General features: G+C 29.9%; 18 protein-coding genes. 8 read left to right on the forward strand and 10 right to left on the reverse strand.

Annotated elements, in window-relative coordinates:
* Positions 1 to 15 precede the first annotated feature (15 nt).
* Positions 16 to 2,829 (reverse strand): periplasmic flagellar collar protein FlcA, encoded by a 2,814-nt coding sequence (flcA, locus tag QIA19_RS02155; protein WP_301365510.1) that lies wholly within the window; start codon positions 2,827 to 2,829, stop codon positions 16 to 18.
* Between the two features lie 20 nt (positions 2,830 to 2,849).
* Complete coding sequence (locus QIA19_RS02160) at positions 2,850 to 3,746, reverse strand: 1-acyl-sn-glycerol-3-phosphate acyltransferase (protein WP_301365511.1); 897 nt, start codon at positions 3,744 to 3,746, stop codon at positions 2,850 to 2,852.
* 418 nt (positions 3,747 to 4,164) lie between these two features.
* On the opposite strand from QIA19_RS02160, the gene QIA19_RS02165 reads away from it, so the two are divergent.
* From QIA19_RS02165 to QIA19_RS02195, 7 genes are all read left to right on the forward strand, one after another.
* On the forward strand, positions 4,165 to 5,736 hold the full coding sequence (locus QIA19_RS02165) for a peptide ABC transporter substrate-binding protein (RefSeq protein ID WP_301365512.1): 1,572 nt from the start codon (positions 4,165 to 4,167) through the stop codon (positions 5,734 to 5,736).
* A 120-nt stretch (positions 5,737 to 5,856) separates the two neighbouring features.
* On the forward strand, positions 5,857 to 7,443 hold the full coding sequence (locus tag QIA19_RS02170) for a peptide ABC transporter substrate-binding protein (protein WP_008882564.1): 1,587 nt from the start codon (positions 5,857 to 5,859) through the stop codon (positions 7,441 to 7,443).
* A 134-nt stretch (positions 7,444 to 7,577) separates the two neighbouring features.
* Positions 7,578 to 9,203 (forward strand): peptide ABC transporter substrate-binding protein, encoded by a 1,626-nt coding sequence (locus QIA19_RS02175; protein WP_301365513.1) that lies wholly within the window; start codon positions 7,578 to 7,580, stop codon positions 9,201 to 9,203.
* 357 nt (positions 9,204 to 9,560) lie between these two features.
* Positions 9,561 to 10,481, forward strand: coding sequence for an ABC transporter permease (locus tag QIA19_RS02180; protein WP_008882696.1), 921 nt, complete (start codon positions 9,561 to 9,563; stop codon positions 10,479 to 10,481).
* Between the two features lie 12 nt (positions 10,482 to 10,493).
* Positions 10,494 to 11,543 carry an ABC transporter permease gene (locus tag QIA19_RS02185; protein WP_301365514.1) on the forward strand — a complete coding sequence of 350 codons (1,050 nt, stop codon included), beginning with the start codon at positions 10,494 to 10,496 and terminating at the stop codon, positions 11,541 to 11,543.
* 11 nt (positions 11,544 to 11,554) lie between these two features.
* Positions 11,555 to 12,427, forward strand: coding sequence for an ABC transporter ATP-binding protein (locus tag QIA19_RS02190; protein WP_008882343.1), 873 nt, complete (start codon positions 11,555 to 11,557; stop codon positions 12,425 to 12,427).
* Positions 12,428 to 13,399 (forward strand): ATP-binding cassette domain-containing protein, encoded by a 972-nt coding sequence (locus QIA19_RS02195; RefSeq protein ID WP_008882440.1) that lies wholly within the window; start codon positions 12,428 to 12,430, stop codon positions 13,397 to 13,399.
* A gap of 12 nt (positions 13,400 to 13,411) precedes the next feature.
* Here QIA19_RS02195 and QIA19_RS02200 read toward each other — a convergent pair whose 3' ends face one another.
* The gene (locus QIA19_RS02200) at positions 13,412 to 14,143 is read right to left on the reverse strand and encodes an early set domain-containing protein (protein WP_301366225.1); all 732 of its coding nucleotides are present in this window, start codon (positions 14,141 to 14,143) and stop codon (positions 13,412 to 13,414) included.
* Between the two features lie 139 nt (positions 14,144 to 14,282).
* Between QIA19_RS02200 and eno the strand changes: the two genes are divergently transcribed.
* Positions 14,283 to 15,584: a phosphopyruvate hydratase gene (gene eno, locus QIA19_RS02205; RefSeq protein ID WP_301365515.1), complete on the forward strand. Its 1,302-nt coding sequence runs from the start codon at positions 14,283 to 14,285 to the stop codon at positions 15,582 to 15,584.
* Positions 15,585 to 15,650: 66 nt separating this feature from the next.
* Here eno and rpsI read toward each other — a convergent pair whose 3' ends face one another.
* Genes rpsI through QIA19_RS02240 form a run of 7 tightly spaced genes read right to left on the reverse strand, consistent with a single transcriptional unit; the run spans position 15,651 to position 22,657 of the window.
* Complete coding sequence (gene rpsI / locus QIA19_RS02210; protein ID WP_301365516.1) at positions 15,651 to 16,061, reverse strand: 30S ribosomal protein S9; 411 nt, start codon at positions 16,059 to 16,061, stop codon at positions 15,651 to 15,653.
* A gap of 19 nt (positions 16,062 to 16,080) precedes the next feature.
* Positions 16,081 to 16,521 (reverse strand): 50S ribosomal protein L13, encoded by a 441-nt coding sequence (rplM, locus tag QIA19_RS02215; protein ID WP_002556936.1) that lies wholly within the window; start codon positions 16,519 to 16,521, stop codon positions 16,081 to 16,083.
* Between the two features lie 49 nt (positions 16,522 to 16,570).
* Positions 16,571 to 17,380, reverse strand: a complete 810-nt coding sequence (locus QIA19_RS02220) for a hypothetical protein (protein WP_301365517.1) — start codon at positions 17,378 to 17,380, stop codon at positions 16,571 to 16,573.
* The gene (gene gatB, locus QIA19_RS02225) at positions 17,373 to 18,830 is read right to left on the reverse strand and encodes an Asp-tRNA(Asn)/Glu-tRNA(Gln) amidotransferase subunit GatB (RefSeq protein ID WP_301365518.1); all 1,458 of its coding nucleotides are present in this window, start codon (positions 18,828 to 18,830) and stop codon (positions 17,373 to 17,375) included. Before gatB ends, QIA19_RS02220 begins: the two co-directional genes overlap by 8 nt.
* Positions 18,820 to 20,265 carry an Asp-tRNA(Asn)/Glu-tRNA(Gln) amidotransferase subunit GatA gene (gene gatA / locus QIA19_RS02230; protein WP_301366226.1) on the reverse strand — a complete coding sequence of 482 codons (1,446 nt, stop codon included), beginning with the start codon at positions 20,263 to 20,265 and terminating at the stop codon, positions 18,820 to 18,822. Before gatA ends, gatB begins: the two co-directional genes overlap by 11 nt.
* A gap of 10 nt (positions 20,266 to 20,275) precedes the next feature.
* Positions 20,276 to 20,551, reverse strand: coding sequence for an Asp-tRNA(Asn)/Glu-tRNA(Gln) amidotransferase subunit GatC (gene gatC / locus QIA19_RS02235; RefSeq protein ID WP_008882666.1), 276 nt, complete (start codon positions 20,549 to 20,551; stop codon positions 20,276 to 20,278).
* Between the two features lie 9 nt (positions 20,552 to 20,560).
* Complete coding sequence (locus QIA19_RS02240) at positions 20,561 to 22,657, reverse strand: ATP-dependent helicase (RefSeq protein ID WP_301365519.1); 2,097 nt, start codon at positions 22,655 to 22,657, stop codon at positions 20,561 to 20,563.
* Positions 22,658 to 22,659 lie beyond the last annotated feature (2 nt).

Genomic DNA, 22,659 nt, shown 5'->3' on the forward strand with positions numbered 1-22,659 from the left:
GAATAAGATCTATAATTAAAGTTTTTCGGATAAATTTTCATAAAATAAAACATTGGATTTAGAAAAACTATTCTTAAAAATATTCCTGAGATTTAAACTAGCAAGATCTTTTTTAACACTTTTCACCATATCTTCATCCCTATTTAATATATCAAAAATCTTGGCTGACTCGCTTAAATTGCTAACCCCAGAATTAAAAAGTTTAGTGTCTCTTATAGATGAAAAAGAAGCCATCACTTCTACAACCCCCAGATTATTATAAGTCTCAACTTCTTTTAATAAAAGAGTTTTATGATAATCATTTTCTTTGGGATTAAAATTCAAAACATTAGCCTTCTCTAGTTCTAAATTTTGCATAACCCTTAAATAATAGCTTCTAGAAGCTAAAAAATCACCTATTTTATAAAGGGTTAGGGCAATAGTATTTAAAACTTCGTTACTACTTGAAAACCCCGCCATACTCTCTACTTTAAATAAATATTTCAATGCATCATCATAATTATTTTCTCTGTAACTAAGTAGTCCAACTTTATAGCAAACATCTGGATAATCAACGCCCTCATTTATTGCCAATTTGTAAGAAGATATCGCAGACTTAAAGTCATTTAAAGATCTAAGAATATCTCCTTGCTTTTCATAAATTGAAGAAATCTCCTTAGATCCTTTTATAAGATTATGTTTTTTATAAAAAGAATAATCACTCAAGGCTAAACCAATAATATTACTAGCCCTAAGAGAATCTCGAGATTTTTCATAAATGTCCGCTAAAATTTTATAAGCCAATATCTTGTCCCCAGCATCTTCAATTGAATTTTTATGCCTAAAACTATTTAACGCTTTAAGCAAATAAACTTCGGCCTTCTTAAAATCTCCTATGTAATACGAATATCTTCCACTTTCAAAAAGTGCCTTGTCGTAATTGGGATTTTTATTCAATATTTTTCTGAGAATGTATTCAATCTCTGAATTCATATTAACATTATTGTCAAGCTTAAAAATAGTTCTGCCATCATTTCTTTTAAAATCAGAAAATTCCTTATTCAATAAATTTGTTTGCCCATTAAGATAATTTAAATTTATAGCAAGATTATTTGCTCTTTGATTATAAGTCACAAAAGAGACATACTTATCTACAAGCTTTTTAGCATATTTTGTGTAAACAACTTCATCAATATCTAGAATTTCATTTGACTTAATAAAATTATTAACATTGTCGGACTCGGTATCTAAATTAGCTTCAATATAAGCATTGAAAAGCTTAAATAAAATTTCCTTCTTTTGTCCATATTTAGAAAGCACGACCGTATAGCTATTAATACTATCTTTATAGTAGTTAGAATTTGTTTTAGCCCATTTAAAATAATTATCTCCCTTTAATACTAAAGCATCATAATCGTAAAGATCATAAGATATAACCTCATCAAGTATTGAATTAGCCTCAGAGTGCTCTCCAAGACCAATTTTCATGGCAGCATATGAAATATATCCTTCCTTATTAAACTTTTTTCGTCTTCTGTTTGTAGAATTTTTAGAAAAAGGCTCAATAGTAAACAATTCCTCATACTTCTCTTCAGCACTATCAAAATCTCTAACGTCTTCAAACGCCTTAGCATAATTAATAAACCATTTATCATCAGGCCTAATATAATAAGCATCTCTAAAGATAGATTTGGCAAGATCTCTTTTATTTGCATATATAGATTCTATACCCTCTTTATACTTGCTCTCAGAGGCAACATAAAAAAATATTACATCTACTATAAGGTATAAAGAAACTAAAACTAAAACAACAAAAATAGAGGCTATTTTTATCAAAGGTAGCAAAGCCCTTGAAACTCTGTAGCTCAACTTTTGCTGAAGCTTGCTAAATTCTTCCGCCTTGAAATAAATTACAGGCAATTTAATAGATCGCCCAACAATATCTCCTACAAATTTAGCAATAAATTTCAACCTTTTTTTATTTTTTTCAACAAGATCAATTAGCGCTTCAAGCTTAAACCTTGAAACATTTTCCTTAGTTAAAGCTTCAGCAATTGCAATTCTTAAATTTCTAGGATAGGAATTTAAATGCTTTAAAAATAATGGGTAATTAACCTTAAATTCAAAACGTTTAAAATTTGCATTTTGCTCATACTCTAAAAATTTAAAATCATCTACAACGTTTTCAAAATCATCCTCATCGGCACTTAAATTTAAACTGTCTCCAACAAACATCTCTGATTGTTCATCTGTTTGGTTTTTGCCATTTACCGCATCATCAATATTAAATTCATTAGATTCATTAAATTCATTAGACTGTAAAAAATTACTATCCCCTGAAACAGAAGAATCATTATTGGCTTCAAAAAAATTATTATTGCCTTGATTATTAATCAATTCCTCAGAACTTAATTCTGGGGAATTGATTAAATTATCAAAATCAAGCTTAGAAGCAATTTCTAAATCAATAGAATTATCATCAAGAACTTTGTCAATATTATTCTCAAAAGAATCGCTAGAAGAAACGTCAAAATCATTATTTAAAGTTGAAAGCTCTGAATCCACATCAACCCTCAAGTCAGAACCACTTAAAGGCAAATTGTCATTAAAAATGTCAGAATAGGACAATTTATCCTCATTCTCAAGAGCATCAAGCATAAAATTTAAATCAAGTTCATCATCGGTTTCACCTAAGGCAAGATCTTCGCCTATCCAAGGAACAATACTCTCTCCAGGCTCAGGGAGCTTAACATCCATGCTTACGCCAAAAGATTCTTTAGATAATCTTTCATTAGAAAGATTATCTAATATTTCTCTTTTAAATTGTATTATCTTATCTACATCAGGCATATTGTAATCAAGTTCCTAGCTCATAAAAAGCTTTTTTTATAAAATTCATGACCTTCTGCATGAAGAACATTAAAGCGATTTTCTAAATCTTCAGCAATTTTTAACCCCAAAACTTCCTTTGTAATCTCAGCCTGAGAATCTTTCAAGGTGTTTAAAATTTCATCCCTATACTCAGCAATACTTATAACCTTGTCAGCATTATATATAAGTGAATCTCTTTTAAAAACATCGTGAGACATATCTCCATCCTCAGAAACTTCTAAAACATTTCCATTGACTCCAATCATCAAATAATAATCAAAAATTTTAAAATAATTGCCAATTTCTAAAATTATTTTTTTTGTTTCAGGTCTTCCTTTTCTATACCTAGTAGCAGTAGGAAAAATAAGTATAATGTACCCACTATTTTTCTTTTCATAAATATACTTCATAGAATTAGCATTAAAAACACGCCTTTGCCTAGCATGTTCTAAACCAACCCCAACAAATGCGTGCGGTGGATACACTAATATTGCATTGTATCCCAAAGAAAGAGTCTTAACAAATAAATTATCCCTGAAAAGCTTAACTCCAGCTATTGGAATAATATGATCTGCAATATCATGATAACCCATTTTGTAAAGTAAAAATTGGAAACAAGGAAAATCAAAATTACTATAATGCTCCATTAATATAATTGAAGACTTGCCAGATTTAGTCTTTTGGTAAAGTTCTAAAATATTTTGTATACCAACAATGGTAGATCCACTCTCAAGAAGTCTCTCTATCATTCTATCTGCCAATCTTCTACTATTAGAATCTGCATTTCGATAAGACTTATCCAAATAATTAACATTTTCAACAGACTTAAATTGACTTACAAAGTCGCTTTCCATGTCTTTAAAATATTTATCAAAACTTTCATTTTGTACAAACATAAAACCAGCACCCTTTAAAGCATTCTATGTTGCCACTTAACCATTAGTTATATTTTATTTACTAAAGACAAAAAGCTCTATAAGACTAACAATAAATAACTAATATTAAACAAGCATACATTTTTGAAAACATTTCACACCATTATACCTTATTTACTATACAAATTAAAGTAAAATTTTAGCTTGCAACAATAGACAAATAATACTAAAAACTATTTAAAATTATTAGACTTTTTTTATTGCAAGAATTAAAGTAAAATTTAAATACAAGACAAATCAAAGCAAGACAAATCAAAGTACTGGAGGCATACATATTTAAAATTAAAACAAAATAAATATTCTTTATTAAAATTTATTAAAAAAGATTAATAAAGAATGAGAACAAAAAATATATAAAATATTGAAAAAGGAAAATCCCATGAAATATACAAAAATAGCCTTAATGCTAATAATTTTTTCTTTAATAGCATGTATTAGTAATGCTAAAAAAGAAAAAATAGTTTTCAGAGTATCAAACTTAAGCGAGCCATCATCACTTGATCCTCAACTCTCAACAGACCTTTACGGTAGCAACATTATTACAAACCTATTCTTAGGCCTAGCGGTAAAAGATTCTCAAACTGGAAAATATAAACCAGGACTTGCGAAAAGTTGGAATATTTCTGAAGATGGAATTATTTACACATTTAACCTAAGAGAAGATATAGTTTGGAGCGATGGAATTGCCATTACTGCTGAGGAGATAAAAAAATCATATCTAAGAATTTTAAATAAAAAAACAGCTGCAATGTATGCTAATTTAATAAAATCTACAATAAAAAATGCACAAGAATATTTCGATGAGACAGTGCCTGAATCTGAGCTTGGCATAAAGGCTATTGACAGCAAAACCCTAGAGATAACATTAACATCTCCAAAGCCTTATTTTCCCGATATGCTAACAAACACAGCATACATACCAGTTCCTATGCATATTGTTGAAAAATATGGAAAAAATTGGACAAATCCTGAAAATATAGTTGTTAGTGGCGCATACAAACTTAAAGAAAGATCAATTAACGATAAAATCGTAATAGAAAAAAATGATAAATACTATAATGCAAAAAATGTAGAAATTGATGAAGTAATATTTTACCCAACAGAAGGTAACGTGGCCTACAATATGTACATAAACGGTGAAATCGATTTTCTACAAGGAGCAGAAAAGAATAACTTGGAAGAAATTAAAATAAGAGATGATTATTACTCCGGATTAAAAAACGGAATGGCATACATAGCATTCAATACAACAATAAAACCACTAGATAATTTAAAAGTTAGACAAGCCATCTCCCTTGCTATTGACAGAGAAACTTTAACTAAAGTAGTTTTAAAGGGAAGTTCAGATCCAACAAGAAACCTAACTCCAAAATTTGATGATTATTCTTATGGGAAAAATTTAATACTATTTGATCCTGAGAATGCAAAAAAACTTTTGGCTGAAGCTGGATATCCGGATGGAAAAGGATTTCCCACATTAAAATTTAAAATATCAGGGGGAAGACCAACAACAGCAGAATTCTTACAAGAACAATTTAAAAAAATACTAAACATTAACTTAGAAATCGAAAATGAAGAATGGACAACATTTTTAGGAAGCAGAAGAACTGGAAATTACCAAATGTCAAGCGTGGGGTGGATAGGAGACTATTTTGATCCCTTAACATTCTTAGACAGCTTATTTACAACAGAAAATCATTTTTTCGGAGCGTACAAATATTCAAACAAAGAGTATGATGCTTTAATAAAAAAATCTAATTTTGAACTTGATCCAATAAAAAGACAAGACATTTTAAGACAAGCTGAAGAAATAATAGCAGAAAAAGACTTTCCTATGGCACCTTTATATATACCCAAATCTCATTATCTTTTCAGAAATGATAAATGGACGGGGTGGGTACCAAATATCGCAGAAAGCTATTTATATGAAGATATTAAAACTAAAAAATAATAAAATTAAGTAAAATAAGTAATTTTAAAATTAAGATTTAAAATTAATATCTACGGAAGGAAAATTATGAAATTAAAGTTAAATTTTAAAACAAACTTTAAAATGGAGGTATAAAAAATTATGAAATTACAAAAGTCATTATTTTTAATAATATTTTTTCTAACTTTTCTTTGTTGTAATAACGAGGAAAGAAAAGAAGGAGTATCATTTAAAATAAGTTTGGGGGCAGAGCCAAGCAGTCTTGACCCCCAATTAGCAGACGATAATGTCGCATCAAAAATGCTAGACACAATGTTTAGAGGGATTGTCACAGGAGATCCTAATACAGGGGGAAATAAACCAGGACTTGCAAAAGGGTGGGATATTTCTTCTGACGGAACAGTTTACACATTTAATCTAAGAGAAAAAATCACTTGGAGTGACGGAGTTGCGATCACTGCAGAAGGAATTAGAAAATCTTATCTTAGAATTTTAAATAAAGAAACTGGCTCAAAGTACGTTGAAATGGTTAAATCGGTAATTAAAAATGGTCAAAAATATTTTGATGGACAAGTGTCTGACTCTGAACTTGGAATTAGAGCGATTGATGAAAAAACATTAGAAATAACACTAGAATCACCAAAACCTTATTTTATTGATATGTTAGTACACCAATCATTTATTCCAGTACCAGTTCATGTTACCGAAAAGTACGGACAAAGTTGGACAAGCCCTGAAAACATGGTGACAAGTGGTCCTTTTAAATTAAAAGAAAGAATTCCTAACGAAAAATATGTCTTTGAAAAAAATAACAAATACTACGACTCAAATGAAGTAGAATTAGAAGAGATTACATTTTACACAACAAATGACAACTCAACAGCGTATAAAATGTATGAAAATGAAGAGCTAGATGCAATTTTTGGTTCCATACCTCCAGATCTAATCAAAGATCTAAAATTAAGAAGCGACTATTACTCATCAGCTGTTAATGCCATATACTTTTACGCATTCAATACACACATTAAACCACTTGACAACGTTAAAATTAGAAAAGCCTTAACTCTTGCTATTGACAGAGAAACGCTTACATATAAAGTTCTTGACAACGGGACTACCCCTACAAGAAGAGCAACTCCCAACTTTAGTTCATATTCTTATGCAAAAAGTTTAGAATTATTTAATCCTGAAATTGCAAAAACTCTTCTAGCTGAAGCTGGGTATCCTAATGGCAATGGATTTCCAATTTTAAAATTAAAATACAATACAAACGAAGCAAATAAAAAAATTTGTGAATTTATTCAAAACCAATGGAAAAAAAATTTAAATATTGATGTGGAGCTTGAAAACGAAGAATGGACAACATACTTAAACACTAAGGCAAATGGAAATTATGAAATAGCAAGAGCAGGATGGATAGGCGATTATGCTGATCCTTTGACATTTTTAAGCATATTCACACAAGGATACACACAATTCTCATCTCATAATTACTCAAACCCAGAATACAACGAACTTATAAAGAAATCCGACCTTGAGCTTGATCCAATAAAAAGACAAGACATTTTAAGACAAGCAGAAGAGATAATTATTGAAAAAGATTTTCCAATAGCACCAATATACATATATGGGAACAGTTACCTTTTCAGAAATGACAAATGGACAGGATGGAATACCAATATTTTAGAAAGATTTGATTTATCTCAACTAAAATTAAAAAATAAATAATTAATATTTAATTTAATCAAATAAAAATCGTCTATTATTTTATTCCTTATGGACGATTTTTATTGACTTTCTTATAAAGAAAAGATAGCTTAAAACTTATAAATAAATAATTTTAATTTGGGGAAAAGGTTAATATGAATTTTAATAAAACTAAAAAAATCGGTAAAAAAATTAAAATAGTAACACTGCTTATGCTTGCTGTGTCTTTAATTGCATGTAATAATAATTCAGAAAAAGAAAAATTAGCATTTAAAGTATACATAGGGGGAGCGCCCTCATCGCTTGACCCTCATTTGGTAGATGAGACAATAGGAGCAAGAATTTTAGAACAAATATTCTCAGGGCTTTTGACATTAAATACCAAAACAGGAAAGCTAAAGCCCGGACTTGCTAAAAATTGGGAAGCCTCAAAAGATAAAAAAACATATCAATTTTATCTAAGAGACAACCTTTTTTGGAGCGATGGAGTTGAAATTACTGCTGAAGGGATAAGAAAATCTTTTTTAAGAATTCTAAATAAAGAAACAGGATCTACAAACGTTGACATGCTCAAATCAACAATAAAGAATGGACAAGAGTATTTTGACGGAAAAGTATCCGATTCTGAACTTGGAATCAAGGCAATTGATAGTAAAACGCTGGAAATAACACTTACAGCTCCAAAGCCATATTTTCTTGAGCTGCTTCTACATTACGCATTCATGCCAGTACCTATTCATGTGATTGAAAAGTATAAGGGAAATTGGACAAGCCCTGAAAACATGGTTACTAGCGGTCCTTTTAAATTAAAAAAAAGATTACCTAATGAAAAAATTATCTTTGAAAAAAACGAACGTTATTATAATGCAAAAGAAGTAGAACTTGATGAGCTTGTCTACATTACGTCTGACAATGATCTTACTGTGTACAATATGTACAAAAACAACGAAATTGATGCTATTTTTAACAGCATCCCGCCGGACATTGTAAATGAAATAAAACTACAAAAGGACTATTACCAACACAAAAGCAATGCAATTTATTTATATTCATTTAATACAAAAATAAAACCCCTTGATGATGCTAGAGTTAGAGAAGCTTTAACCTTGGCTATTGACAGAGAAACTTTAACTTACAAAGTGCTAAATGATGGCACAGTTCCTACAAGAGAAATAACTCCTGATCTTGAAAATTACAATTATGGTAAAAAATTGGCTTTATTTGATCCTGAAAAATCTAAAAAGCTTTTGGCGGATGCAGGGTATCCTAATGGGAAAGGATTCCCAATGCTAACACTAAAATATAATACAAACGAAACTCACAAAAAAATTGCTGCATTTATTCAAAACCAATGGAAAAAAATTCTAAATATCAATCTTATGCTTACTAACGAAAATTGGCCTGTTCTTACCAACAGCAGAAATACTGGCAATTTTGAAATAATAAGAGTTGGGCGAATTGGGGAATATTTAGATCCACACACATACTTTACTATATTCACAAAAGAAAATTCACAACTTGCATCATACGGATATTCAAACCTAGAATTTGACAAACTCATCAGAGAATCAGATCTTGAAAAAGATCCTATAAAAAGAAAACAATTGCTCAGAAAAGCAGAATCAATAATAATTGAAAAAGATTTTCCTGCTGCACCAATATACATATATTCTGGGCATTATCTTTTTAGAAACGATAAATGGACTGGATGGAGTCCTAATGTATCAGAGGTTTATTATCTTTCTGAATTAAAACCAATTAAAAATGCAAAACATAATTAATTTTAAAAGGATTTTAATATAAATCAAAAACAATATTTAAGTCTAAAAGCAAAGCTGACTAAGCTTAAGACAGTATCTTTATTTAAAACAAAAATACATAAATAATGTGTAAGATTCTATGATAATTTTACTTAGAATCTTACACAAAAAAATTCTTCTCAAATCAAGACAATAAAATTTTAAATAAAAAATTAAAAACAAAAAATACATTTTATTAAAAATTAAATTAATCATTATAATACAAAAAACCCCCTATTCTATCAAAAATTATCAACCATAGCTTGAAAAACAATAAAGACTATATGATATAATTGACTAATACGTAAGTTATCAATATCTATTTACAAAGGAGCAAAAATGTTAAAGTTTACTTTAAAGAAAATATTAGGAATAATACCAACTTTACTGGTAATAATTTTTTTATGCTTTTTTGTAATGAGAATGGCTCCTGGAAGTCCATTTGATTCTGAAAAACCTATTGATCCTCAAGTAAAAGCAAGATTGATGGAAAAATATCACCTTGACAAACCTTTTTATATTCAAGCTTTTTATTACATTTCAAATGCTCTCAAAGGAGACTTGGGGCCTTCTTTAAAAAAGAAAGACCTTACAGTCAATCAATACATAAAATTAGGATTTCCAAAATCACTTACACTAGGAGTAATATCCCTTATTATATCACTATCAATAGGAATACCAATAGGTATATTAGCTGCCATTTATAAAAATACTTATGTGGATTATATAATAACATCAATAGCAATATTGGGGATTTCAATACCATTATTCGTAATAGGGCCAATTTTGCAATACTTTTTTGCAATTAAATGGGGCTTGCTTTATACCTCTGGATGGATTACAGAAAGAGGAGGATTTTCAAATTTAATTCTACCCATAATAACTCTTAGCATGCCTAATGTAGCTATTTTCGCAAGAATAATCAGAGGATCAATGCTAGAAATAATACAGAGTGACTTTATAAGAACTGCACGTGCAAAAGGGCTAAGCTTCAAAACAATAGTTATAAAGCACATGTTAAGAGGAGCAATGTTGCCTGTAGTAAGCTATATAGGCCCAGCATTTGCTGCTATAATATCTGGAAGCGTAGTTATTGAAAAAATATTTAGAATTGCTGGAATGGGAATGTTTATAACAGAATCCGCACTAAACAGAGATTATCCCGTATTAATGGGAGGACTATTAGTATATTCAATAATCCTGCTTATTTCCATATTAATATCAGATATTATATACAAAATGTTAGATCCAAGAGTATAAGGGGAAATCAAAATGAATAGCCTTAAAAAACAAAACGAAGAAAACAATTCTAAACTTGAAAGAAGAGCTTGGTCAAGATTTAAAGAAAATAAGCTTGCATTTGGCAGTCTTTTTGTAATTGGATTTTATATCTTAATTGCCATTTTACAACCAATATTGCCAATATATAAATACCATACTCAAATAGTAGAGCATTCTGATTTGCCACCATCTTTCCAGGCCGCTGGAGAACTCTGGTACAATAAAGAAAAAAAATTTATTGAAAAATTAGCAAAAAAAGAAAAAAGAGAAATAAACGAAGAAGAACTAAAAAAACTCGAAGACATAAAAAGAAAAATAGAAAATGAAGTTCAAATAATAGATAAAAGGGAAGTAAAAATACATAAAAGAGTATATTTGCTTGGTACAGACAATCTTGGAAGAGATTTGCTTGCAAGATTAATACAAGGTAGTCAAATTTCTCTTTCTGTAGGATTTATTGGGGCTTTTTTGTCTATGATAATAGGAACTATCCTGGGATCCATAGCGGGATTTTTTGGGGGATTGCCTGATAAAATAATAACTAAAATAATCGAAATTCTTTACGTACTACCCTATCTGCTTATTGTAATAATACTAATGGCAATAATGGAAAGAAGTATAATAGGATTATTCATAGCACTTGCATTTGTGTCGTGGCTAACAGTAGCTCGAGTTGTACGAGGTCAAGTACAATCACTATCAAGTTCAGAATTTATACAAGCAGCCAAAACGCTTGGCGCAACAAATCAAAGAATAATCTTAAAACACCTAATCCCTAATAGCATTGGAATGATCGTTATATTCACAACAATAAGGGTTCCAAGCTTCATTATGGCTGAAGCATTTTTATCCTTTTTAGGACTTGGAATTTCAGCTCCAATGACAAGCTGGGGAGAATTAGTGCAAAATGGAATTGCTGCATTTGTTGAATATCCATGGAAAGTTTTTATTCCAGCTATAGTTATGACAATATTTCTATTATTTATGAACTTTTTAGGTGACGGGCTAAGAGATGCTTTTGATCCAAAAGATAGCATCTAAGGAGAAATTGAATGGAAAAAGAAAATATATTGGAAATAAAAAATTTAACAGTTGAATTTAGATTAAAACATACGACAATTCATCCCGTAAGCAATGTTAACCTATCTGTAAAAAGAGGAGAAATTAGAGCTATTGTTGGAGAATCCGGAAGTGGAAAATCCGTAACAAGTATGGCTATTTTAAAATTATTACCAGAACTTACAACGGTATATAAAAGTGGAGAAATACTATTTGAAAATCAAGATTTGCTAAAACTTAGCGAAAAAGAACTTTTAAAAATCAGAGGGAATAAAATATCAATGATATTTCAAGACCCAATGACTTCATTAAACCCATTTTTAAGAATATCAACTCAACTTGAAGAAACAATAATCTTGCACCAAGGATTAGGGAAAAAAGAAGCCAAAGAAAAAGCAATAGAAATGTTAAAAACTGTTGGCGTTGTAAATGCAGAAGAGAGAATAAAACATTTCCCACATCAATTTTCAGGAGGAATGAGACAAAGAGTTATGATTGCCATGGCTCTTAGCTGTCATCCATCCTTATTAATAGCAGATGAACCGACAACAGCACTTGATGTTACAATCCAAGAGCAAATATTATTATTAATCAAAAACCTATCTAAAAAATTCAATACCTCTACCATATTTATAACTCATGATCTTGCAGTTGTTGCTGAAATTTGTGATACGGTATCTGTAATGTATCAAGGAAAAATTGTAGAAGAAGGAACAGTAGAGGAAATATTTAACAATCCTAAGCATCCTTACACCATTGGGCTTTTAAAATCAATTCTTACGCTAGAACACGATCCAAATAAAAAGCTTTATTCAATAAAAGAAAACCCTATAAAGATCACAAAAACCAGCACCGAGGAGTTTTAAATGAGCAGTAAAAAAGAAATAATTCTTAAAGTAGAAAACTTAATGCAAACATTCACAACAGGAGAAGATTTTTTATTCTGGAAAAACAAACAAAAAGTAAATGCGGTAAACAATGTTAGCTTTGAAGTTGAAAAAAATAAAACTTTAGGACTCGTAGGAGAATCTGGTTGCGGCAAATCTACTACTCTTCGCTCAATAATGCAGCTTTACACGCCAACTTCTGGAAATATTTACTTTAACGGAAAAAACATAACTAAACTTTCAAAAAAAGAACTCTTAAAAACAAAAAAAGATATGCAAATGGTATTCCAAGATCCTCATACTTCGCTTGACCCAAGAATGACAATAAAAGAAATAATAGCAGAACCACTAGAAATATATAATGAAAACAAAATTCTTCCAAAAACAAAACAAGAAATAGAAAAAAGGGTAAACGAACTAACAGATATTGTTGGACTACATAAAAATATGTTAACCAGATATCCTCATGAATTTTCAGGAGGACAAAGACAAAGAATAGGAATTGCTAGAGCACTAGCTTTAAATCCTAAGCTTTTGCTTTTAGACGAAGCCGTTTCTGCGCTTGATGTATCAATCAGAGCTCAAATTTTAAATCTTCTAAAAGCTCTGCAAAAAGAATTCAATTTGTCTTATTTATTTATTTCTCACGATCTTGCCGTAGTAAAATATATGAGTGATAAAATTGCTGTAATGTACCTTGGAGTTATCCTGGAACTTGCACCTAGAGAAACGCTATTTTCAAACCCAATTCATCCATATACTAAAATGCTAATAGCATCAATTCCTGAAATCAACCCCGAAAAAAGAAAAAATAAAAATATAAAACTAGACGAGCAAACTCTAGCAAACATTAGAAAAATTCATTTATCAACCCAAGTACATCCAAAGCTCGAAGAAGTAGAAAAAGATCACTTTGTATCTAAATATCTTTTTGATGAGATGAATAGATAAATAATTAAAAGCTTACTTATGATCAAAATAGGAAACTTCGAAATCTATTTTATTATCAATTCCCTCAACAAAGTATAAATTAATTCTATTAACATTATTTTTATCTATTACTTTGTTACCAGAATCAATAAAATAATAATAAATTCTATCCTTGGGTAAATTTTTAAGCTTAATAGTATAAATTCCCTTATTGTCCTCTTTCTCAATAAGCCTATTTAAAAAAGGATTAAAATTATTAAAACTACCAACTATTGTAACTATTTGTCCAGGACGACCTATATAAAAAATTTCAATTTCATTGTTATCATATGATTGTATTGGATTTCTTAAAGAAATATAGCTGGACTTCTCTTTAGAGACCTCAATTTTAGAAAATGGGATTAAATCCTCATTATAAACTACATTTTTATTATACTCGTCATTAGTCCAAACACCGTCTACAATAAGCCTATATTTTAGGCTGCTTGTGCCATGAGGAATATTAACTTTAACAAAAAAAACTCCATGCTCATTTTTTTTGAATAAATATTTCTTAGAATACTGATCAAAGTCAAAGGCAGCAAAAATTTTTCTAATTTCCTTATTGGGAGGATAAAACAATAATATACGATTGGAATCAACCATAGGCTCAAGATTGTCTTTTCTTGTTGAAACTTCTAGAAATTCATTCAAACTTAAATCAAAATCATAAATTAAATAATCATCTGAAAAAAGATTGTTAACACATAAAGCTACAAAAACCAATAAATACAAACACCTTTCTTTCATAGATTATACACAAAGCTCACAATAATAATTCTTTTGGCAAAATACTACACATTTAAACTTTTTAACATTATACTAAAAACATACATTAAAGTAAATAATACGAGGAGTACAAAAAATGGGTTTTCACATTTATGAAATCAAAGCCAGACAAATCATTGATTCTAGAGGCAATCCAACAGTTGAAGCTGATGTCATTTTAGAAGATGGAACTTACGGAAGAGCTGCCGTACCATCAGGTGCATCAACAGGAATTAACGAGGCTGTTGAGCTTAGAGATGGTGATAAGTCTGTATATATGGGAAAAGGGGTTTTAAAGGCAATTGAAAATATAAAAAACATAATTGCCCCAGAACTTGAAGGTATGAACGCCTTAAATCAGGTTGCAATCGACAGAAAAATGCTTGAACTTGATGGCACCCCTACAAAAGAAAAGCTTGGTGCTAATGCAATTTTAGCAGTTTCAATAGCTACAGCTAAAGCTGCTGCAAAGTACCTTGGACTTAAGCCTTATCAATATCTTGGAGCGTACAAAGCCAACATTTTGCCTACACCTATGTGCAATATTATTAATGGCGGCGCCCACTCTGACAACTCTGTTGACTTTCAGGAGTTCATGATAATGCCAATAGGAGCAAAAACATTCAGTGAAGCAATAAGAATGGCAGCAGAGGTTTTTCATACGCTAAAGGGCATTCTAAGTGGCAAAGGGTATGCAACTTCTGTTGGAGATGAAGGAGGATTTGCTCCAAATTTGAAATCAAATGAAGAAGCCTGTGAAGTGATTATAGAGGCAATAAAGAAGGCAGGATATGAGCCTGGAAAAGACATTGCAATAGCTCTTGATCCCGCAACATCTGAGCTTTATGATCCAAAAATAAAAAAATACGTACTTAAATGGTCAACAAAAGAAGAACTTACTTCCGAACAAATGGTTGAATATTGGGCAAAGTGGGTAGAAAAATATCCAATTATTTCAATTGAAGATGGAATGGCTGAAGAAGATTGGGATGGATGGAAAAAACTTACAGACAAAATTGGAAACAAAATACAACTTGTTGGAGATGATTTGTTTGTAACAAATACCTCGTTTCTTAAAAAAGGAATTGAAATGGGAGTTGCTAATTCAATCCTTATTAAGGTCAATCAAATTGGAACACTAACAGAAACATTTGAAGCTGTAGAAATGGCTAAAAAAGCAGGTTACACGGCAATAGTCTCTCACAGATCGGGAGAAACAGAAGATACAACAATAGCTGATCTTGTAGTAGCTCTTGGAACAGGACAAATCAAAACTGGTTCACTCTCAAGAACAGACAGAATAGCAAAATACAATCAACTCATAAGAATAGAGGAAGAATTGGAAACAACTGCTGAATACCACGGTAAAAGCGTCTTTTACTCCATTAAACAAAAATAAATCAAATCCCTTTTACAGGGATTTTTTTAATTAAATAAAAATGTAAAATGTATAAAAAAAATAAAATTATCTTTTGGAAAATTGGAAACTTTTTCGTGCTTTTTTCTGCCCAAATTTTTTACGTTCAACCTTCCTTGAATCTCTTGTTAAAAAACCATTAGATCTCAAAATCATCTTATTAGATTCATCAAGTTCAAAAAGAGCTCTTGAAATGCCGTGCTTTATTGCCCCTGATTGACCTGAAATCCCTCCCCCATAAACATTAATATAAAGGTCATATTTCCCAAGTGTGTTTGTCAAAACCAAAGGCGATAAAGCCATTGTTCTTAAATTTTCAAGTTGGATGTAAGAGTCAAAGTCTCTATTATTTACTTTGATATTGCCAATACCCTCTCTAATGTAAACTCTAGCAACAGAAGATTTTCTCCTACCAGTTCCCATTGATAAATTAACATTGCTAAAATTTGATTTTTTCATTTTACCTCTCTAAATTAGCTTACAGCTTTATAGGATTTTGAGCTTTAAGAGTATGCTCTGAACCAGAAAAGACTTTTAAATTTCTAAAAAGATTACGCCCCAAAGGGCCTTTTGGCAACATACCCTTAATAGCAATTTCAAGAGGAGCACAAGGCTTTCTCTCTGACAATGTTCTAAAAGTGTCAGAATAAAGACCTCCAGGATATCTTGAATGCCTATAATAAAGTTTTTGTTGATATTTTTTTCCCGTCAGCTTAACTTTAGAAGCATTAATAATAATAACATTGTCACCTAAATCTTGATGGGGAGTATAATAAGCCTTATGTTTGCCTCTTAAAATTTTAACAACATCCACAGCAACTTTACCTAAAATTCTATCTGCTGCATCAATTACATACCATTTTTTCTCAACAGTCTTTGGCTTGATCCAAATCGTATCATTATTGGTTATTTTATTCATAATAGCGCTATACCCTTTATAATTTTATGTATAAATCTCATTCATTGTATTATTTGTAAGGTTCACTGTCAAGTCCATCAATAAACTTATTTTTAAGAGCAAAACAAAGTTTTTTAAAATTATCCAGATCTCCTTTAGAGAACTTCAAGGGAACAATAGATGGAATACTAAAATTTGGACTAATTAAATACCCAAATTTGAGAAATTCATTAAAAATTTCAGCATGATAACAAGCATCATAAAGAGGAAGCATATACCTATCGGTTATTCTAAACAAAGGTGTGGCAAAAGAATTAAAATCAATATCGATATTTTTCTTATAAAATAAAAGCTTGCTTAACGTATGTCTAGCTAAAGATAAAGTTACAGCATCAAAATTATCTTTAAATTCTATTTTTCTAGAAAGATTATCCATAACAACAATGCTAACAGACATAAAATCGGGCAAAGGAATATTAAAAATCATAGGATATTTAATATTGCTAAATCCTACTCTAAACTCATATATTCCTTCTTCTTTTTCCCAGGGCATAAAAAATTTATTTTTACCAGTTAAAGATAATAAAAATTCTTTTGCATCTTTTTCTAGCTTAAAAATATAAACAGCCCCAGCCTCTTTAAAAAAAGTAAATACCAAATTGATAAACTGATTTTTAAAAACAGAAGGATAAGGAGATATCAAACCCCTTGACATAGTTTGTTTAAAAAGACGATTTAAACCTTGAACCCTATAACCTAAAAAATTTTTTCCACCATTTAAATATAAATCCAAATATCTCTTACCATGAATATCGTAAAGATAAAAAAATCTTGCCCTTTTAATCACTGGTAAATTGTCTATTAAAGGCAAATCATACATTTGATAAACTTTCTAAAAGAATTTCATTTGCAAGTATAGGATTAATCTTTCCTGAAGATTTTTTCATTATTTGCCCCATCATAAATTTGATAGCATGATCTTTGCCCTTTTTGTAAAGTTCAATTGATTTAGGATTTTCATCTAAAACTTTAAGCACAATCTGCTTAATAACAAACTTATCACTTACTTGCTCTAATTGATTTTCACTTATAACAACAGAGGCAGAAACTCCTCTGGTCATCATCTCTGAAAATACCCTTTTTGCCATTTTGCCACTTATTTTGCCAGCAACAATAAATTCAACAAGCTCTGTAATATAGCTTGGAAGCAAATTAAATTCAAGAACACTAATTCCTTTATCATTAAGAACGCTTAAAACTTCAGACAATATCCAATTGGCTACTTTTTTAGGATCGCTTGAATTAATAACAGCCTCTTCAAAATATTTAAGCAGGTGCTTATCTGCTGTTAAAGTAATAACATCAAAATCACTTAACCCATATTGGCCCTTAAGCCTAATTCTTGCATGAAATGGAAGTTCAATTAACTTTAAATTTTTAATATTATCAATATAAGAATCATCAATCTCTATTAAAGGCAGGTCGGGCTCTTGAAAATAGCGATAATCAGATACTGTCTCTTTATTTCTTTGAATAACCGTTGCTCCACTCTTATAATCAAATCCTCTAGTGTGCTTACCACAACTATCAAGAGTTTTCTTAAATTGAACCCACTCCTGTTGCTGCCTTAATTCTTCATATTCAATGGCCACTTTAATAGATTTAAAAGAATTTAAATTCTTTATTTCAGCTATAGGAGTTTTATACTCAACACCATTCTCTTTAACAATTAAATTAACATTTACATCACATCTAAAAGAACCATTCTCCATATTACATTCAGACAAATCAAGATACCTAAAAATTTCTCTTAAAGAGCTTAAAAAAGCAACTGCCTCATCCCCACTGCTAATATCTGGAGCAGAAACAATCTCAAGCAAAGGAGCACCCGAACGATTAAAATCAACATAGCTTTGATTTTCACTGTCCAGTAAATGTAGGCTCTTGCCAGAATCTTCTTCCATATGAATTCTAATAATGTTAATCTTTTTGGGCCCAGAAGGGGTTTCAATCAATAAGCTTCCCCCCTCACAAATTGGCTTATCATTTTGCGAGATTTGATATCCTTTTGGCAAATCTGGATAATAATAATGCTTTCTATCAAATTTAACAACATTTCTAATCTTTGAATTTGTGGCATGCCCCGCTAAAATTGCACTATTAATAAGCTCTACATTCACACTTGGTAATGAACCCGGCAATCCAAGACAAATTGGACAAACACGAGAGTTGGGAACTCCTCCAAACTCATTTTTACATCCACAAAAAGCCTTTGTTTTTAAACCCAGTTGAACATGAATTTCTAATCCAATAACTAATTTATATTCCATTAAGTCCTAATTCCCTAATCACATTTTTTGAAAAACTTAAAAGTTCAAAATCCTTCTTGCTACGCCCAATAATTTGCATCCCAATTGACAATCCTTCCTCATCCTTAGAATATGGAAGCGAAATAGCAGGAGCTCCAATAAGATTTGCAATAACAGTACAAATATCTGAATAATACATTTTAACAGGATCATCAAAATCCAAACCAAGTCTAAAAGGCTTAACAAAGCTTGTTGGGGTAATAATAAAATCACAACTTTCAAAAAGCTTGTTAAATTTAGGAATAATCAAATTTTGAAGAATTTCACAAGCTTTTGCATAATATTTAGAATCATACCCTTCTGATAACAGATAATTTCCAAGAACAATACGCCTTTTAACTTCTTCTGAAAAGAAATTGCTCCTATGTTTAAAATAAAAATCATTAAGACTCAAGCTTTCAGAGATTCTCTTGCCATAACAAAGTCCAGTATAACGAGCAAGATTGGAGGATGCTTCAACAGGAGAAATTGTATAATAAATTGATAAAATAAAATTAATCTCTTCTATTGAAACTTCTTTTATATTAATGCCTTTTGACAAAAGGTCTAATTTAAACTTTGCAAAACTATTTGCAACATTTTTGTCCATTAGATCTTCGCCAAGCTCTTTGATTACAGCTAAATTTTTACTTTGCAACGATTCAATTTTTAAAGGATAAAAATCATCAAAAATGTCTACGCTAGTAAAATCCATTTTATCAGATCCACAAGTATGCTTTAAAATCAAAGCAATATCTTCAATAGAATGAGAAAAAAATCCTATTTGATCAAAAGACGAAGCATAAGATGCAAGCCCATAGCGAGAAAGACCTCCATAAGAAGGTTTAAAGCCCAAAATTCCTGAAAAAGATGCGGGCAGCCTAACAGAACCCCCAGTATCACTACCAAGCGAAAAAGGCGCTTGAAAAGCTGCAACTACAGCTGCAGAGCCTCCAGAACTACCACCTATAACATATTCTCTATTTAAAGGATTTAAAGTTGCGCCGTAATAAGAAAATTCACAAGTAGAGCCCATGGCAAATTCATCCATATTGGTTCTACCAATTAAAATTGCTCCTTTATTCTTAAGCCTTTTAATCACAGTCGCATCATAAGGAGAAATATAACCTTTTAAAATCTCAGAAGCACAAGTTAAAGATTTATCTTGAATTGAAATATTATCTTTAACTGCAATAAGCATACCAATTAACGGCAAATCTTCTAATTCACAATTTTTTAAACAATCGTCATACCTTTTTGCAATCTCTAAAGAATCATCAAAAAATTCAATATATCCATTGATATCTTTATTTAGCTCATAATTATTTTTATAAGCAAGCAAAATATCATAAATTTTACATTTTCTAGTTAAAACTAATTCTTGAATTTTGGTTAAAGTTAAATTACTTAAGTCCAACACCTTATCCTTACTCCAATATTTTAGGAGATGAAAAATATCCATCTAAAAACGAATTACTAAGTTTTTTAATTGATTCAATAGAAAGAGAAAATTCTATTTTATCCTCGCGCAACGTAGAAATCTTTTTCTTATTAGCATTAAAATTAATTTGAACCTCAAAATTTGAAATTTCATTAACCAATTTAATAACTTTCTCAAATTTTGAAATAAATTGATCTTCACTCTCTCTATTAAGTGTCACTAAGCTTAATTTTAAGCTATTTTTTAAATGTATATCTTTCAAAATAAACCTCTAAACTTTGATAATTTTTTTAATATACTCAGGACTCAAAATAGCTTTCTTACCATTTCTCAAGCTAATTTTAACAAACTGCAAGTTGCTTTGGTACCAGCTATCAACAACTATTCCCTTTTCTCCATTATAAATTATATAGTCTCCAATATTAAATCCAATATCCCTTTTATTATTAATAAAAAAATTATTAAAATTCTCTTTTAAATACTCAGGGATAAAGATAATGTCATAAGAGTTTTTGTCAATATCTTGGAAAAAAACAGAAGGCAAAGTGCCCTTATAAGAACCTCTAAAAGCTCGCCTTAAGTTTAAGGTAACAATAAGCTCTGATTTAGCTCTTGTGATTGCAACATAAAAAAGCCTTCTCTCCTCTTCAAGTCTATCTTCTGTTAATTCTTCAATTTCAGCAGGTAAAAGACCTTTCTCAAGCCCAGAAATTACAACTCTATCAAATTCAAGCCCCTTAACACCGTGAATTGAAGACAAAAGTATATTGGACTTAAAATCTCCAGAAATTAAAGGAGAAAGTGAAGAATTTTCTAAAAATATAGCAAGACCTTCAAACGTGCCTGAATATTCAATTCCACTATTAATAAGTTCATCAATATTTCTTAATTTTTCATCCTTATCAAATTTTTTATAATAATCTAAAAGACCAAACCTAATTACGACATCCTCAATAAAAGTAGATAAATTAATATAATTATCTTCAAAAAGTTTTTTACCCAGCTCATCATAAACATTTAAAAATAATAAAAGGGACTCTTTGGCTCTATTTTTAAGCAAACCTAAAGTCTTTTTACTAGCACAAAACAAATTGAAATTAACATCTTCATCGTTTAATGAACTAATTATTTTGTCTAGAGTAGTTTTTCCAATTCCTCTAGAAGGCTTGTTTATCATTCTCAAGAAAGATATTTTATCTTTCTTGTTTATAAAAAGCCTAAGCAAACAAATAATATCTTTTATTTCCTCTCTATCATAAAATTTAATTGATCCTAAAACCTTGTATGGGATATTCTTCTTTAAAAAAGATGTTTCAAAATGAAAAGATTGAGAATTAAATCTATAAAGTATTGCTGTCTGAATATCATTGGAAATAAGCAAATTAGAAAAATATTCAGCTTCATCTGAAGTGCTTTGAAAAACTAAAAATTTCATCCTTTTATTAGAACTATTTTGAGTTGTTATTTGCTTTTCGTATCTATTTTTATTTTTTGAAATAACCTCATTTGCAATGCCCACTATATTTGAATTTGAACGATAGTTTTGAACTAAATAAAATTTAATAACATTGTCAAAAGTTTTTTCAAATTCAAGAATATTTTCAATTCTAGCTCCCCTAAAAGAATATATTGACTGATCTTCATCTCCTACGACCATAAAATACATACCATCTAAATAAAGTTCTTTTAAAAATAAAAATTGTGAATAATTTGTATCTTGATATTCATCTACAAAAATAACTTTAAATCTAGATTGAATAGACTCTTTTAAAGATTTAGATTGCCTCAGCATTAAAATAGGCTTAATAATAAGATCTGAGAAATCAAAAGCATTATTTTTGGCTTTCTCTTCCTCATAAATTTTAATATACTCATATTCCTTTTCTGTAAATTCAATAAATTTTTCTAAGAAAAAATTTTCTTTGTCTTTTAAAATCAAAGCTGCAATATGTTTTGCCATTTCAAGATTTGGAGCAAGATCAATTTGTTTAATAAATTTAACAACATCATTAGTATCCCAAATTGTAAAATTTGAATCATAATTTTTGTTAAAATCCTTATAGTAAACTCTCAAAAGCCAAGACCCAAAAGAATGAAAAGTTTGAATATGAAGTTTTTTATCAAATTTTAAAAGATCATTTATCCTATCATTCATTTCATTTGCAGCTTTATTGGTAAAAGTTAAAGCCAAAATTTCATTAGGATCTATATTCATATGTTTGATTAAATACACAATTTTTGCAATTATAACTCTTGTTTTACCACTTCCAGGCCCTGCTAAAACAAGCATTGGATTTTTACTTTTATTAAAAACAATTTTTTCTTGAGAAGTATTTAAACTAGAAAAAAATTTTTTTATTTTATCCATCA

Origin of the sequence: [Borrelia] finlandensis (genome assembly GCF_030438365.2) — a bacterium.
Taxonomy (GTDB): domain Bacteria; phylum Spirochaetota; class Spirochaetia; order Borreliales; family Borreliaceae; genus Borreliella; species Borreliella finlandensis.

Excerpts from the sequence above, each read along its gene's own strand:
- QIA19_RS02180 (WP_008882696.1), top strand. The coding sequence starts at position 9,561 with ATGTTAAAGTTTACTTTAAAGAAAATATTAGGAATAATACCAACTTTA.
- QIA19_RS02160 (WP_301365511.1), bottom strand. The coding sequence starts at position 3,746 with ATGTTTGTACAAAATGAAAGTTTTGATAAATATTTTAAAGACATGGAA.
- QIA19_RS02165 (WP_301365512.1), top strand. The coding sequence starts at position 4,165 with ATGAAATATACAAAAATAGCCTTAATGCTAATAATTTTTTCTTTAATA.
- QIA19_RS02190 (WP_008882343.1), top strand. The coding sequence starts at position 11,555 with ATGGAAAAAGAAAATATATTGGAAATAAAAAATTTAACAGTTGAATTT.
- QIA19_RS02195 (WP_008882440.1), top strand. The coding sequence starts at position 12,428 with ATGAGCAGTAAAAAAGAAATAATTCTTAAAGTAGAAAACTTAATGCAA.
- QIA19_RS02220 (WP_301365517.1), bottom strand. The coding sequence starts at position 17,380 with ATGTATGATTTGCCTTTAATAGACAATTTACCAGTGATTAAAAGGGCA.
- flcA (WP_301365510.1), bottom strand. The coding sequence starts at position 2,829 with ATGCCTGATGTAGATAAGATAATACAATTTAAAAGAGAAATATTAGAT.
- gatB (WP_301365518.1), bottom strand. The coding sequence starts at position 18,830 with ATGGAATATAAATTAGTTATTGGATTAGAAATTCATGTTCAACTGGGT.
- eno (WP_301365515.1), top strand. The coding sequence starts at position 14,283 with ATGGGTTTTCACATTTATGAAATCAAAGCCAGACAAATCATTGATTCT.
- rplM (WP_002556936.1), bottom strand. The coding sequence starts at position 16,521 with ATGAATAAAATAACCAATAATGATACGATTTGGATCAAGCCAAAGACT.
- QIA19_RS02175 (WP_301365513.1), top strand. The coding sequence starts at position 7,578 with ATGAATTTTAATAAAACTAAAAAAATCGGTAAAAAAATTAAAATAGTA.
- rpsI (WP_301365516.1), bottom strand. The coding sequence starts at position 16,061 with ATGAAAAAATCAAATTTTAGCAATGTTAATTTATCAATGGGAACTGGT.
- QIA19_RS02185 (WP_301365514.1), top strand. The coding sequence starts at position 10,494 with ATGAATAGCCTTAAAAAACAAAACGAAGAAAACAATTCTAAACTTGAA.
- QIA19_RS02170 (WP_008882564.1), top strand. The coding sequence starts at position 5,857 with ATGAAATTACAAAAGTCATTATTTTTAATAATATTTTTTCTAACTTTT.
- QIA19_RS02240 (WP_301365519.1), bottom strand. The coding sequence starts at position 22,657 with ATGGATAAAATAAAAAAATTTTTTTCTAGTTTAAATACTTCTCAAGAA.